Genomic DNA, 13,548 nt, shown 5'->3' with positions numbered 1-13,548 from the left:
TGCCTAAGTATTGCCAACAAACCGGCTCGCCGTCTGCGGCCCGACCACTTCAACCGAATGGCCCTCCATGACCGAATCCGATCTCGTTCCCGTCTTCGACGGCCACAACGATACGCTGCTCAGGCTCTACCAGTCGAAGGATGCGGACGTCGAAAAGCTGTTCGTCGAGGGGACGCCGGGTGGCCATATCGACCTGCCGCGCGCGAAGAAAGGCGGATTTGCCGGCGGCATGTTCGCGATCTTCCCGCCGCCTGTCGAGAAATCCAAACGCGGCTCGGTGCCGCTGGCGCCGAGTGACAGCGAGCCCTTGCCGCCCGAGGTTCCGCGCGCCGATGCGCTCAACTCCACCATGGCGATGGCCTCGATCCTGTTCAGGCTGGAGCGGGCTTCGGCGCTCACCGTTTGCCGCAGCGCCGGCGACGTGAGGAAGGCGATGGCGCAAGGCTCGATCGCGGCGGTGTTCCATATCGAAGGGGTCGAGGCGATCGATCCTGAGCTCACCCTGCTTGACGTCCTCCACGCAGCCGGCCTGCGTTCGCTCGGTATCGTCTGGAGCCGTCCCAATGCCTTCGGCCACGGCGTGCCGTTCCGTTTTCCGTCGTCGCCCGATACAGGGCCAGGGCTGACCGATGCCGGCAAGGCGCTGGTGAAAGCCTGCAACCAGCTGAAGATCATGATCGATCTTTCGCATCTCAACGAAAAAGGTTTTCGCGACGTCGTCGAAATCAGCGATGCACCGCTGGTCGCGACCCACTCCAACGTGCACGCGATTTGCGGCCATTCGCGCAACCTCACCGAATGGCAGCTCGGCGCAATCCGCGACTCGGGCGGCATGGTCGGGCTGAACTTCGCCACCGGGTTCCTGCGTGAGGACGGCAGGATGAACGCCGACACCAGCCTCGACATCATGGTGCGCCATGTCGATTCGCTGCTGCAGGCGCTGGGCGAAGACGGCGTTGGCCTCGGCTCGGATTTCGACGGCGCCATGATTCCTGCCGTGATCGGCGACGTTGCCGGCCTGCCGAAGCTGCTCGACGCGTTCGCAGCACGCGGCTTCGGGCGCGCGTTGATCGAGAAGATCGCCTATCGCAATTGGCTCAGTATGCTGGAAAAGACCATCGGCTAGGGCACCCAAAAGTACGCTCCGCTCCGGTTCTCGGAACCCACAATTTTCGACTCGGCCTGACTTGAATCTCAACACGCCCCAGGGCGAGCTATTCAAAACCTATGCGTTTAAGCCAGTCCTGGCCAATGCCGCGATCGCGGATGATCGGCAGCGGATCGGTCGAGTCCAGCCTCGCACAAATGCGGTAGACCTCCAGCGTTTCAGCGCTCATCTCGCCGCGTTTGTAGAAGAACATGGCCGCGGCATAGCGGGTGCGGCCCGACCATTTTTCGCCGAGCGGCGTGTTGACCAGCTGCCACTGTTCGGCGGCTTCGGCGTCATCCTCATGACGTTCGGCTTCGTCGGACATGCTCAGAAATCCGCGGGCGGATTGGCGGTGCGGCGGTCGAGCCTGACGAACGGCCGCGCCACGATTTTGGCCCGCTTCATCAGCTTCTGGTACTGCAGCTCGCGCATGGCGTAGATCTCGACCCAGAGGTCGTCGACGACGGTCTCGCCGAACGGTCGCGTCAGCGAGGCGATGGCGATGTTGCGCTTGGCCATTGGCGACCACATGGCGGCGCTGACCAGCCCGACCTCCTGGCTTTTCCTGTGGTAGACGATCGCGTGCTCGGCCGGGATATTGCCCTCGATCTGCAACCCGACCAGGACATGGCGAAGACGCTTCTTCGCCCGTGCGTGGAGTATTGCGCGGCGGCCGTTGAAATGACCCTTTTCCAAGTCGACCATGAAGCCGAGGCCGATCTCGTCCGGCATGCGCAGGCGATCGGCGCGGATGGCATGCTCGGCGGTGACGAAATCTGCATTGGCGACGATCAGCCCGGCTTCGAGCCGGGCGCGGTTCAATGCGGCGTAGCCGATGGCGCGGATGCCGCGCAGCTCGCCCGCCGTCATCAGCCCATCCCAGAGGCTGAGCGCCTTATCCGTTTGCACGAACAACTCGTAGCCGAGATCGCCGGTGAAGCCGGTGCGCGAGATGGTGATGGTGACGCCGTCATGCGGAAACTCGGCGAGGTCGAATATTTTCAGTTTTTCTATACCTGCAAAACCTGCATCGCGCAGCACGGCAAAGGAGGTCGGGCCTTGCAAGGCGAGGCCGGCGACGGTTTCGGTCTCTTCTTCACCCGCCACGTCGAAGCCAATGGCGCTGTCCAGAAGCCACGGCAGATGCCGCTCCTGCGAGCACAGCCGGAACCGTGTCGGCGATAGCCGAAACAACGTGCCGTCGTCGAGGACAAAGCCCTGATCGTCGCACCAGGCGGTGTAGTTGACGCGGCCGGGCTTCAGCCTAGTCACGTCGCGCAATGTCAGGCGATCGAGGAAGGTCTCGGCATCCGGTCCCTCGATGCGGTACTTCGTCATCGGCGAGATGTCGAACAGAGCGGCCTGGCTGCGGATGGCGAAATATTCGAGATCCTCGTCCCATAGGGAATGTGGGGCGCGATAGCCGGCCCAATTGTACCAGTCGTTCGTCTTCGCCAGCGCATCAATGCGCGCCTGGAACGGCGTGTCGAGGCGCAAACTGCGGAAATGGGATTGTGCCGCGATGCGGGCATCGGATGGGCCAATGGGCTGATGGTTCATCACGGCGTTCTTTCGCCGTGGAGCACGGTCTTGGCTCGTTGCACCATGACAGCTACCCCCTCACCGTAATGATGCGCCTTGCGGCATTCAGGCCCGGCACGCCGGAGAGCCCGCCGCCCGGATGCGAGCCGGCGCCTGCAAGGAACAGCCCGTCCACCGGCGTGTCGTAGCCGGACCAGCCGGAGATCGGCCGTTGACATCAGCATCTGGTCGGCCTGCAGTTCGCCGTGGTGCCAGTGCCCACCCGGCATCCGGTAGCGCGCCTCGATGTCGGCCGGCGTCAGCAGGTCGGCATGGAGCACGCTGCCGCCGATTCCCGGCGCATAAGCCTCGAGTTCAGCCATTAAGACTTTGAGGAATTTCGGCTTGCCGACGCCCCAGCCCTCTTTCAAGGCATAGGGGGCGTATTGCACCACCGCGGACAGCACGCAGGCCCCCTCGGGCGCGAGCGAGGCGTCCGACAGCGAGGGCAGCGTGATCTCCATCACCGGTTCGGGTGAGAACTCGCCATATTTCGACGGGTTGAAGGCGCGCTCGACATGATCGGTCGAGGGCGCGATGACGAGACGGCCACGGTGGCCGGCGGCATCGACGCCGACGAATTGCGGTGGCTGGTCGAGCGCCAGATTGAGCTTCGCAGCATCGCCCTTCATGCGGATATTGCCGACCTTGCGAACGAAGCCGGTGTCGACTTCACGCGGGCCGACAAGGTCGACCATGGTCGTCGCCGGGTTGATGGCGGACACGACCGTTGTCGCGCGGATTTCCTCGCCGCTGTCGAGCAGCACGCCGACGGCGCGGCCCTTCTCGACGATAATCTTTGCCACCGGCGTCGCGGTGCGGATGGTCACGCCGGCCTGTTGCGCCGATGCGCGAATGGCGGCTATGACGGCGCCCATGCCGCCCTTCGGCAGCATCTGCGCGCCGCGGAACCGCCGGTCTCGCCGGCCAGGCGGTAATAGAGACCGAGCAGCGAGGTCGGCGAGCGCGGGCCAAGATGGCTGCCGAGCGTAGCGTCGAAGGCAAGCAGGCCCTTCAGCCGGTCGTCGGCAAGCTGCTCGTCGAGCAGGTCGGCAACGTTCATCAACAGCACGCGCAGGAAATCGCGCATGTCCTCCTTGCCAAGCTTCTTCAGCGCCAGTCCGGTTTGGCCGAGCGCTGCCGTGTTGGCGAGCGACATGGCGCCGAGATCGGGCGGCCGGCGTGACAAGAACAGCTTCAGGATGCCGGCGTAGCGCAGCAGCTGTGCCCGCAACTCCTTCCAGGCGGACTGCTCGGCAGGACTGGTGCCGGTCAGCACCTCGCCATAGGCGCCATGCAGGAAAAGCGGCGGACCGCTTTTCGCCAGCACCACCGACGGCGCGAAGTCGCCGCGTGCGACCTGCAGCCCGTGCTTCTCCAGCTCCAATACCTTCACCACATCGGGGTGCAGCCGGTTCAGCAGATGGGCGATCGACGAAACACGAAATCCGGGCGCGAATTCCTCCGTGCGCGCGGCGCCGCCGACCTCGCCGGCGGCTTCCAGCACCAGCACCTTGCGGCCGCTCTTCGCCAGAACGGCGGCGGCGACGAGGCCATTATGGCCGCCGCCGATGACGACAACATCCCATTTGTCAGATGACGTCATGGGCCGGGCTCATATGCTGATTGGGCTTGGCGAGATCACGCAGGATCTCGGCGGCGGCATTGCGGCCCGGCGCGCCCATGACGCCGCCACCGGGATGGGTCGAGGAGCCACAAATGTAGAGTCCATCGACCGGCGAGCGGTATTGTGCGTAGCCCGGCACGGGGCGGTTGAACAACAACTGGTCGAAGGTCAATTCACCCTGGAAGATATTGCCTTCGGTGAGGCCGACCTCGGCCTCGATCTCGCGCGGCGTGCGCACTTCCATGTGGACGATGCGGTCGCGGAAGCCCGGCGAATAGTCCGATATCTGCGCGATCACGCTTTCGGCAAAGCCGTCGCGGTCGGCGTCGGTCCAGCCGCGGCCGTCCACCTTCGGTGGCGCATATTGCACGAAGCAGCTCATGAAATGCTTGCCGGGTGGAGCCATGGTCGGGTCGAGCGTCGTCGGGATCACCATGTCGAGGAAAGGATCGGCCGACCAGCGCCCGGCCTTCCAGTCGTCATAGGCACGCTCCATGCGCTCGATCGAATCGGTGAAATGCATGTCGCCACAATAGACGGGCGAATCCTTCGGCAGCGCCGGGAATTCCGGCAGTGAATCGAGCGCGATGTTGACCTTGCCTGACGAGCCGCGGATCTTGAAATTCCTGACCCGGCGCAGGAAAATCTCGGGCAATTCCTTTTCCTCGACCAGCTTGAGGAAGGTGCGCTTCACGTCGGCGTTGGAAACCACGAGCTTGCCGTATATTTCCTCGCCGCCGGCCAGCACCACGCCTTTGGCCTTGCCGCGCCGGATCAGCACATGGTCGACCTCGGCGCCGGTACGGATGGTGCCGCCCGAAGCCTGGAAGGATGCGGCGAGCGCCTCGGTGACCGCGCCCATGCCGCCGCGCGCATAGCCCCAGGCGCCGACCGAGCCGTCGACCTCGCCCATATAATGATGCAGCAGGACATAGGCGGTGCCGGGCGACATCGGCCCGAGCGCGGTGCCGATGATGCCGGACAAAGCGAAATTCGCCTTGATCACGTCGGTCTCGAAATATTCGTCGAGAAAGTCGGAGATCGACATGGTCCAGAAGCGCAGCGTCAGCGCCATTTCCTCCGCAGTGAGCCCCGTGAACTTCTTGCCGAGATAGAGCAGTTCGCCAAGGTCGCGCGGCCGCAGGCTGGTCGGGTCGGGCGCCGTGCGCATCAGCAGCGGCTGGATGAAGCGGCACTGCCGCGTCACGTCGCGGGCATAACGATCATAGGCCTCGGCATCGCGTTTGGAGAACCGCGCGAATTCGCGCCGGTGGGCATCGTGGTCGCGGTAGTTGGCGAGATAGTCGCCATCGCGGGTGAACACCGCGCCGCCCTCATAGGAGATCACCTGCAGGCCGAAGCGCGGCAGCTCGAGGTCGCGCATGATCTCCGGGCGGAACAGCGAGCAGACATAGGAGCAGTTGGAATAGAGGAAGCCGGGCGTCAGCTCGCGGCTGGTGGCGGCACCACCGACCCAGTCGTTCTTCTCGACGACCAGCACGTCGAGCCCGGCACGCTGCAGGTAGCAGGCATTGACCAGCCCGTTATGCCCGCCGCCGATGACGATCGCGTCCCAGCTCTTCACTTTGGCCCAGCCTTCATCGTGCCCGACCTTCTTTTCGTGTGATGCGCCCCCAATAAGCCGAATTTCGCACGAAGACGGTCATCCTGTCCAGCCATATTGAATGAATGTTCAACAAATGATGTTGCGTTTTCGTGTTTATGCGCTGGGCTTTGGCTCATTCGAGGATAGCCTTGGGACCAGGGGTTGATGATCGAAACGGCAGAGGCCGAACCGGAGTATGACGACACCGCCATCTGGGGCGACGGCTATTTGTCGCCGGGTGGGCCAGAAGAGGTCGACCGGGTCGTCGAAGGGCTGTCGCTTGCGGGCAAGACAGTCCTCGACATGGGCTGCGGTTCCGGCGGCATCACGCTGCATCTCATCGAGCGTCACCGCGCGGCCCACCTCACAGGCTTCGACGTCGAACGGCCCGTGATCGAGACGGCCAGGAAGCGGGCCGCTGCGCGCGGGCTCGCGCGTCGCGCCGATTTCATCCAGGCGGCGCCAGGACCGCTGCCTTTTGCCGACGGTGCCTTCGACGTCGTATTTTCCAAGGACGCGCTGCTGCACGTGGCGGACAAGGATGCATTGTTCGCCGAGATATTCCGCGTCCTGAAGCCTGGCGGCGTCTTTGCCGCGTCGAACTGGATGATCTCGCATGATGGCGAGCCGTCGCCCGAGATGAAGGCCTATGTCGCCGCTGAAGGCCTGTCCTTCGCCATGGCATCGCCGGCCCGCTATGTGCAGGCGATGCGCCAGGCCGGCTTTGCCGACATCACCGTGCGCGACCGCAATCCCTGGTATCGCGAGATCGCGGGGGAGGAGCTGAACCGCTTGAAGGGGCCGCTCTACCCGGTGGTCGCGGCTGCCGTCGGCGCGGCCTATGTCGACAAGAATATACGAACCTGGGAAGCCATGCAGAAGGTGCTTGACACAGGCGAGCACCGTCCCACTCATCTTCGCGGCCGAAAGCCGGTTGGCTAGCCGGCGATGCTGGAGACCATCAATCCCATGAAGACAACAGAGGCGCGCGAAGCCCTCCTCGAGGCGACGCGAAAGAGCGACACCGAAAAGCGTGGCCGCAAGGCGTCGAAAGAGACCAGGCAGCTTCAACTGATCGAAGCGACGATCGATTCACTGGCCAAGCGCGGCTATTCGGATACGACGATGGCCGACGTTGCCGACGGTGCCGGCCTGTCGCGCGGCATCGTCAATTTCCATTTCGAAAGCAAGGAGAAGCTGCTCGTCGCGACTTTGCAATACATGTATGACGAGTATTCGGCGCATTGGCGCAGCGCCTTGCAGAAGGCCGGCGATGATCCCGCCCGCCAGTTGCAGGCATTGGTCGCGGCCGATTTCGACCGCTCGATCTGCAACAAGCGCAAGCTGGCGGCCTGGTGTGCGTTCTGGGGCGAAGCCAAATCGCGGCCGACCTATCAGGCGCTGAGCAGCGCACGCGACGCTGTCTATCAGAACATCTTTATCGACCTTTGCGCGACGCTCAAGCAGAGCGGCGGCTATTCTTATGAGCCGCAGGTGATGGCGCTGGCGCTTAGCGCCATGCTGGAGGGACTGTGGCTGCGGCTGATGATGGGCACCGAAGACACCACGCGTGAGACTGCGCTGCAGGCCGCGAACGCGTTCCTGTCCGCGGCATTTCCCAAGCATTATCCGTGGCCGACAGCCGGCGGTGCCAAGCCGGCGTGAAACAATCAAAAGAGGATGGAACAGCAATGAAGACAATGACGCGACGCCCGACGCTGACATTGACGCTGACATTGGCATTGGCCGGAGCGCTCGCCGCTTCGGCGGCGGCGCTGGCTGCGGACAGGGATCTCGTCGTGTTCGACTGGTCTGGCTACGAGGAGCCCGGCTTCCATCCGAAATATGTCGAAAAGAACGGCGATTCGCCGACTTTCACCTTCTTCGGCGACGAGGACGAGGCGTTCGAAAAGGTCCGCTCCGGTTTCAAGGCCGATCTTGGCCATCCCTGCTCGCAAAGCGTGGTGAAATGGCGCGAGGCCGGCCTGCTGCAGCCGCTCGACACCTCGAAGATATCAGGCTGGAAAGACCTCAATCCCGGCATAATGGCGATGAAGGATCTCGCCACCACCGCCGACGGCAAGGCCTGGTTCATGCCTTGGGACTGGGGCAACACGCAGCTGACCTACAATTCCGACAAGATCGATGCGAAGGACGTGCAGTCGTTGAAGGCCTTCGCCGATCCGAAGTTCAAGGGCCGGGTTTCCGTCGGTGACAATGTCGACGACGCCTACGCGCTGGCCAGTCTCGCCATCGGCCTGAAGGACTGGACCAAGATGACGGACGACCAGTTCAAACAGGCATCAGGCTTCCTGCGCCAGGTGCACAAGAACGTCCGCTCCTACTGGACCGACTCAACCGATATCGTGCAGCTGTTGAGCGGCGGCGAGGTCGATCTCGCATGGGCTTGGAACGACGCGACGGTGCAGTCTGTCGCCGCCGGCGTGCCGATCAAGGCCAAGAAGGACACCGACGAGGGCATTTCGACCTGGGTCTGCGGCTATGTGCTGTTCAAGGATGCGCCCGGCAATGCCGACAAGGCCTATGATTATCTCAACGCCGTCAACGATCCGGAAGTCGCCAAGGTCCTGGTCAAGGACTGGGGCTACGGCCAGGCCAATGCCAATGGCATGGCCGGCGTCGACCAGGTGGTGCTAAAGGAGAAAGGCTATGACGACGTGCAGAAGTTCGTCGACAAGACGCTGTTCCAGTCGCCGGTTCCATCCGATCTCAAGCTCAAGATGATCGCCGAGTTCGAGAAGATCAAAGCCGGCTATTGAGCTCTCCTCGCTTGGCCCGTCTGCCCACGGACATAGCGGGCGGACGGGCTCGCCAAAGCTCCCGAATTCTCCTAACGTCGCCGCGGTGTTTCCCGCGATGAGGAGCTTTGCGCCATGAATTCCGTGCTTCGCCGCCTGGCCATCGCCGCGGCCTGCGCAATCGGCGCAGGCACAGTCGCGGCACTTGCGGCAGGCGGCGGCGACCTCGTCGTGTTCGACTGGTCGGGCTATGAGGACCCGCTGCTGCATCCGGCCTACACCGCCGAACAAGGCGCCGAGCCGACCTTCGCCTTCTTCGGCGACGAGGAAGAGGCCTTTCAGAAAATGCGGGCCGGCTTCAAGGCGGACATTGCGCATCCCTGCTCGCAAAGCGTGGTGAAATGGCGCGAGGCCGGCATGCTGCAGCCGCTCGACACCAGCCGTATCGCCGGCTGGAAGGATCTCAATCCCGGCATCATGGCGATGAAGGATCTCGCCACCACCGCTGACGGCAAGGCCTGGTTCATGCCTTTCGACTGGGGCAATACGGCCCTGCTTTACCGCACCGACAATGTGACGCCGGATCAGGCGCAGTCGCTCAGGATCTTTGCCGATCCGAAGTTCAAGGGGCGCGTTACCATTGGCGACAATGTCGACGACGCCTACGCGCTGGCCAGCCTGGTCATCGGCCTCAAGGACTGGAACAAGATGACCGACGCGCAGTTCAAGGACGCCTCGGCATTTCTGCGTGACGTGCACAAGAACATCCGCTTCTACTGGACCGACGACACCGATATCAATCAGGCCTTCTCCGGCAACGAGGTCGATCTCGCCTGGGGCTGGAACGAGACTTTCGTCACCCTCAAGGGCCAAGGCGTGCCGATCGCCATGAACCGCGATACCAAGGAAGGCCTGTCGACATGGGTGTGCGGCTATGTGCTGATGAAGGACGCACCGGGTGATCTCGACCAGGCCTATGATTTCCTGAACGCTGTCAATGCGCCTGCTGTATCCGACTATCTGGTCAAGACGTTCGGCTATGGCCATGGCAACGCCGCTGCCATGGCGGCGATCGATCCCAAGATCCTGGCCGAGCGCGGCTTCGACGATCTCGACAAGTTCCTCGACAAGACGCTGTTCCAGCAGCCGGTGGCGCCGGAGCTCAAGCAGCGGATGATCGCCGAATTCGAGAAGATCAAGGTCGGCTATTGACGTCCGAGATCGAACGAGCCGAGGTGGTCGTCGTCGGCGCCGGCTTCACCGGCCTGTCGGCGGCGCATGAGCTGAACAACGCTGGCGTCGATTTCGTGCTGCTCGAAGCCCGCGACCGCGTCGGCGGACGCGTCGAAGCCATGCCGAACGGGCTCGGCGAGCGCATCGACAGCGGCGGCCAGTTCCTGTGCGAGGACATGCCCGAACTGATGGCGCTGGTGCGGGCACGCGGCAAGACGCTGGTCGGGACGCATTTCGCCGGCGAATTCATCACCCAACCGCGGATGAGCGAGGCGCAAGCCGAGCGCACTTATGGCACCGCCATGCGAATACGCGAGCGGATGAACGCGATTGCACCGGACGATCCGGCCATTGCCGGTTTGACCGTCGCGGCATGGCTCGATCGCCAGAATGATCCCGATGAAGCCAAGGCGGTCTTTCATTCGCTGATCGAGGGCCTTTGGTGCCTGGCAATGGAAAGGCTGCCGCTGTGGTACCTGATCGACAACGACCGCCGCATCACCAACGAGGTGTCGGAACTGCAGTATTTCGTGCGCGAAACCATGCATTCGCTGGCAGACGACCTGGCCCGCGACCTCGGTGGTCGCCTGCGGCTGAACACGCCGGTCAAGACCATCGAGCGTCGAGCGGAAGGAGTTCGCGTCGTCTCGGCCGCAGGCTCAATCGAGGCGCGAGCGGTGCTGGTCGCAGTCCCGCCGATGATGGCGTCGAGACTGGATTTCGTACCGCTGCTGCCGGCTGCGCTGGAAGCAGCGCTCGGCGTCTGGCAAAGCGGCGCGGTAATCAAGATGCTGGCGCGTTATCCCACGGCCTTCTGGCGCGACAGGGGCTTGAGCGGCATGGTGATGTGGCGCGATCCGCACGGGCTTTTTGCCTGCGACGCCGGCAATGACGACGGTCATCCAGCACTTGTCGTCTTCATCGGCGGGCCGCTGGCCCGGCGCTGGCGCGAACTGGGCGAGGCGGAACTGCGCGCCAAGGTGACGTCAAAACTGGAGCAAGCGCTCGGCGCCGAGGCGGCCGGCTTCTCCGATCTCAGCTACCGTGACTGGACGGACGATCGCTGGAGCGGTGGCGGCTACAGCGACCTTATCGTCGATGCGACGGCAACCAATGCCGAATGCATCATCCGCGCCGGCGCGCCGCCGGTCCATTTCGCCTCGTCGGAGCTGTCGCCGTCATTCCCAGGCTATGTCGAGGGTGCAATCGTCGCCGGGCGAAAAATGGCGCGGCGGTTGATCGAGGAGATCTGAGCGGTATGAAAACGGTCTCGAAGATCGTACTCACCGGTGCGGTCATGGCAGTTACAGGATTTGCGGCTGGCTATTATTCGGCGCCCCACCCAATCGAGATTGGTGAACTCGACAATACATTAAAGAAGGTCTGCGAATACTCGGCAAGCTCACTTAAAGCTGACCTTCAGGGCGGCTGGCCGATCAACTCATTTGCTGTTTGGAAGTCCGGCGACCGTGCGCATTATCACGTGCTTAGCCAATTGGGTAATCTCAAGTGCGGGTTCGACCCGGAGCTTACAGTCGTCTATTTGCAGAACCATGGATTGGTCGACATTGATGATCTTAAAATGCTGCTGGAGGATTCAAAGAAGGCAGGCGACAATCGATTAAGTGACTATCTGTCCGCCGAATTGGAGGTGAGATAGCGTCAATCTGCCATCGCCACCAAGGCCTCTGGGTCGTAGGCGAGGCGGATCGTGGTGCCGACCGGAATGTCGTCGGCGCCGAAGTCGTTGGTCTCGGTCACCGACAACGGCTTTTCCAGCCCTGGTATCTCGACGATCAAATGGGTGATCTCGCCAAAATAATGGCGCTCGACCACCTTGCCGGCGACCTCGAATTTTGCCGTCGCATCGTCCCACAGAACGCGCAGGCGCTCGGGCCGGATGCCAAGCGTCGCGGCGGTGCCATTGCGCACAAAAGCTTTCGGCTTGTCGGTCTTGACGCGGCCGAAGCCTAGCGTGTCGAGCACCAGCGAGGCGCCGTTCTCCTCGACGATCTCGGCCTTGACAAAATTCATGCCGCCGAGAAAATCGGCGACCTGGCGATTGACCGGCCGCTGGTAGATCTCCTTCGGCGATGCGACCTGCGCAATCATGCCGCCGAACATCACTGCGATGCGATCCGACATGGCCAGTGCCTCATATTGGTCGTGGGTTACCAGGACAAAGGTGATGCCGACCGCCTGCTGCAGACGGCGCAGCTCGACCTGCATCTGCTCGCGCAATTTCTTGTCCAGCGCCGACAGCGGCTCGTCGAGCAAAAGCACTTTTGGCCGCATCACCAGCGCACGAGCCAGCGCCACGCGCTGACGCTGGCCACCGGAAAGCTCGGTGGCGAGACGTTTGCCGAGGCCGGTCAGCGACACCTGGGCGAGGGCTTCTTCGACACGGCGCCTTTCCTCCGTGCCGGCCAGCTTCAGCCGCTTCAGGCCATAAGCGACGTTCTGCTCCACATTGAGATGCGGGAAGATGGCGTAGCTCTGGAACACCATGTTGGTCGGCCGGCGGTTGGCGGGGATGCCTTCCATCGGTTGGCCATCGACGGAGATCGAGCCGCTGGTCGGATTGTCGAAACCTGCGATCATGCGCAACAGCGTGGTCTTGCCGCAGCCGGACGGGCCAAGCAGCGAAAAGAATTCGCCCTCCCTGATGATCAGCGAGGCGTCGTCCAGCGCCTTGAACGAACCATAGCTGCGCGTGACGTTGCGGACCTCGATCATAGAGCGTTCGATTTGGGGCCGCTCAGGCATGGAAGGCTCCCTCGTTCTGGGTGCGCCTGGCCGCGCGGCGGCGCAGGATTTCGGCGGTCATCATCAAAAGAAACGAGGCAACCAGCAACAGCGTGCCCAGCGCCAGCACGCCGGGCAGTTTCGCGGCGAAACGCAACTGGCCCCAGATATAGATCGGCAGTGTAGCCTCGGTGCCGGTCAGGAAGAAGGCGATGAGGAACTCATCGAGCGAAATGGTGAAGCAGACGAGCAGGCTTGAAATGATCGCCGGCGCCACCATCGGCAGCGTCACCCGCCGAAACGTGCCGAAGGCGCTCTCGCCGAGATCGGCGGAGGCTTCCTCCAGGCTGCGGTCGAAGCCCTCGAAGCCGGCGGTCAGCACCGTCATCGAATAGGGAACGCAGACCAGGACGTGGCCAAGCACGACGGTGAACAGCGACAGGCTCAAACCGAGTTGCAGGATCACCAGTAGCAAGGAGATGGCAACGATGATTTCGGGCAGTACCAGCGGCGCCATGATCAGGCCGTTGATGGCGCGGCGGCCGGGATAGCGGTAGCGGGTGATCGAGCGCGCGGCGAGGATGCCAAGAACGGTCGACAGGATGGAAGCCGATACCCCGACGACCAGGCTGTTCCAGGTGGCGTCGAGCAGCGCCGGCGTGCGCGGCAGGTCGTGGTACCATTTCAAGGTGAAGCCGGAGAGCGGGAATTTCGGCGTCGCGGCGGTGTTGATGGAGAAGATCGGCAGGAAGATAACCGGCAGATAGAGAAACACGACGTAGAGGAACGCATAGGCCGGCAGCAATCGGCCCGGCAGCAAGCGGCGCATCGCCGTCATCGCGCCGGC

General features: G+C 63.1%; 13 protein-coding genes and 1 pseudogene. 7 read left to right on the top strand and 7 right to left on the bottom strand.

Features of this window, described 5'->3' with window-relative positions:
- Window positions 1-67 precede the first annotated feature (67 nt).
- Window positions 68-1,126 (top strand): dipeptidase, encoded by a 1,059-nt coding sequence (locus NKH91_RS06465; RefSeq protein ID WP_352547168.1) that lies wholly within the window; start codon window positions 68-70, stop codon window positions 1,124-1,126.
- Window positions 1,127-1,214: 88 nt separating this feature from the next.
- Here the strand turns inward: NKH91_RS06465 and NKH91_RS06460 are convergent, their stop codons facing one another.
- The 5 genes and pseudogenes from NKH91_RS06460 to NKH91_RS06440 form a co-directional block, all read right to left on the bottom strand.
- A complete protein-coding gene (locus NKH91_RS06460) occupies window positions 1,215-1,475 on the bottom strand; it encodes a hypothetical protein (protein ID WP_023720906.1) in 261 nt (86 codons plus the stop codon).
- 2 nt (window positions 1,476-1,477) lie between these two features.
- Entirely contained in the window at window positions 1,478-2,710 is a 1,233-nt protein-coding gene (locus NKH91_RS06455) for an aminomethyl transferase family protein (protein ID WP_352847224.1), read from the bottom strand.
- Complete coding sequence (locus tag NKH91_RS06450; protein ID WP_352847285.1) at window positions 2,710-3,975, bottom strand: phytoene desaturase family protein; 1,266 nt, start codon at window positions 3,973-3,975, stop codon at window positions 2,710-2,712. Before NKH91_RS06450 ends, NKH91_RS06455 begins: the two co-directional genes overlap by 1 nt.
- Window positions 3,918-4,337 (bottom strand): annotated as a pseudogene (locus NKH91_RS06445) (NAD(P)-binding protein); the annotation flags it as partial. The pseudogene NKH91_RS06445 and the gene NKH91_RS06450, both read right to left, overlap by 58 nt.
- Window positions 4,324-5,943 carry a phytoene desaturase family protein gene (locus tag NKH91_RS06440; RefSeq protein WP_352884059.1) on the bottom strand — a complete coding sequence of 540 codons (1,620 nt, stop codon included), beginning with the start codon at window positions 5,941-5,943 and terminating at the stop codon, window positions 4,324-4,326. The pseudogene NKH91_RS06445 and the gene NKH91_RS06440, both read right to left, overlap by 14 nt.
- 186 nt (window positions 5,944-6,129) lie before the next feature.
- Between NKH91_RS06440 and NKH91_RS06435 the strand changes: the two genes are divergently transcribed.
- The 6 genes from NKH91_RS06435 to NKH91_RS06410 all read left to right on the top strand — a co-directional run bounded on the left by NKH91_RS06435 (window position 6,130) and on the right by NKH91_RS06410 (window position 11,616).
- Complete coding sequence (locus NKH91_RS06435) at window positions 6,130-6,906, top strand: methyltransferase domain-containing protein (RefSeq protein WP_352847227.1); 777 nt, start codon at window positions 6,130-6,132, stop codon at window positions 6,904-6,906.
- Window positions 6,907-6,912: 6 nt separating this feature from the next.
- Window positions 6,913-7,629 (top strand): transcriptional regulator BetI, encoded by a 717-nt coding sequence (gene betI, locus NKH91_RS06430; RefSeq protein WP_031194530.1) that lies wholly within the window; start codon window positions 6,913-6,915, stop codon window positions 7,627-7,629.
- A 26-nt stretch (window positions 7,630-7,655) separates the two neighbouring features.
- Entirely contained in the window at window positions 7,656-8,744 is a 1,089-nt protein-coding gene (locus NKH91_RS06425; RefSeq protein WP_352480842.1) for an ABC transporter substrate-binding protein, read from the top strand.
- Between the two features lie 114 nt (window positions 8,745-8,858).
- On the top strand, window positions 8,859-9,935 hold the full coding sequence (locus tag NKH91_RS06420; protein ID WP_352847229.1) for an extracellular solute-binding protein: 1,077 nt from the start codon (window positions 8,859-8,861) through the stop codon (window positions 9,933-9,935).
- A complete protein-coding gene (locus tag NKH91_RS06415; RefSeq protein WP_352847232.1) occupies window positions 9,932-11,209 on the top strand; it encodes a flavin monoamine oxidase family protein in 1,278 nt (425 codons plus the stop codon). Before NKH91_RS06420 ends, NKH91_RS06415 begins: the two co-directional genes overlap by 4 nt.
- Window positions 11,210-11,214: 5 nt before the next feature.
- A complete protein-coding gene (locus NKH91_RS06410; RefSeq protein WP_352480839.1) occupies window positions 11,215-11,616 on the top strand; it encodes a hypothetical protein in 402 nt (133 codons plus the stop codon).
- A 2-nt stretch (window positions 11,617-11,618) separates the two neighbouring features.
- Here NKH91_RS06410 and NKH91_RS06405 read toward each other — a convergent pair whose 3' ends face one another.
- Together NKH91_RS06405 and NKH91_RS06400 are read right to left on the bottom strand one after the other, a co-directional pair.
- Complete coding sequence (locus NKH91_RS06405; RefSeq protein WP_352847288.1) at window positions 11,619-12,692, bottom strand: ABC transporter ATP-binding protein; 1,074 nt, start codon at window positions 12,690-12,692, stop codon at window positions 11,619-11,621.
- A gap of 22 nt (window positions 12,693-12,714) precedes the next feature.
- The gene (locus NKH91_RS06400) at window positions 12,715-13,539 is read right to left on the bottom strand and encodes an ABC transporter permease (protein ID WP_352847235.1); all 825 of its coding nucleotides are present in this window, start codon (window positions 13,537-13,539) and stop codon (window positions 12,715-12,717) included.
- Between the last annotated feature and the right edge of the window lie 9 nt (window positions 13,540-13,548).

It is taken from the genome of Mesorhizobium sp. M0894, from assembly GCF_040319725.1.
GTDB lineage: Bacteria > Pseudomonadota > Alphaproteobacteria > Rhizobiales > Rhizobiaceae > Mesorhizobium.
Note: the sequence above shows the minus strand (reverse complement) of the source record. Positions and strands in the feature narration are given on the sequence as shown.

Coding starts and splice junctions, on each gene's coding strand:
- NKH91_RS06465 (WP_352547168.1), top strand. CDS start 68: ATGACCGAATCCGATCTCGTTCCCGTCTTCGACGGCCACAACGATACG.
- NKH91_RS06460 (WP_023720906.1), bottom strand. CDS start 1,475: ATGTCCGACGAAGCCGAACGTCATGAGGATGACGCCGAAGCCGCCGAA.
- NKH91_RS06455 (WP_352847224.1), bottom strand. CDS start 2,710: ATGAACCATCAGCCCATTGGCCCATCCGATGCCCGCATCGCGGCACAA.
- NKH91_RS06435 (WP_352847227.1), top strand. CDS start 6,130: ATGATCGAAACGGCAGAGGCCGAACCGGAGTATGACGACACCGCCATC.
- betI (WP_031194530.1), top strand. CDS start 6,913: ATGCTGGAGACCATCAATCCCATGAAGACAACAGAGGCGCGCGAAGCC.
- NKH91_RS06425 (WP_352480842.1), top strand. CDS start 7,656: ATGAAGACAATGACGCGACGCCCGACGCTGACATTGACGCTGACATTG.
- NKH91_RS06420 (WP_352847229.1), top strand. CDS start 8,859: ATGAATTCCGTGCTTCGCCGCCTGGCCATCGCCGCGGCCTGCGCAATC.
- NKH91_RS06410 (WP_352480839.1), top strand. CDS start 11,215: ATGAAAACGGTCTCGAAGATCGTACTCACCGGTGCGGTCATGGCAGTT.
- NKH91_RS06405 (WP_352847288.1), bottom strand. CDS start 12,692: ATGATCGAGGTCCGCAACGTCACGCGCAGCTATGGTTCGTTCAAGGCG.
- NKH91_RS06400 (WP_352847235.1), bottom strand. CDS start 13,539: ATGACGGCGATGCGCCGCTTGCTGCCGGGCCGATTGCTGCCGGCCTAT.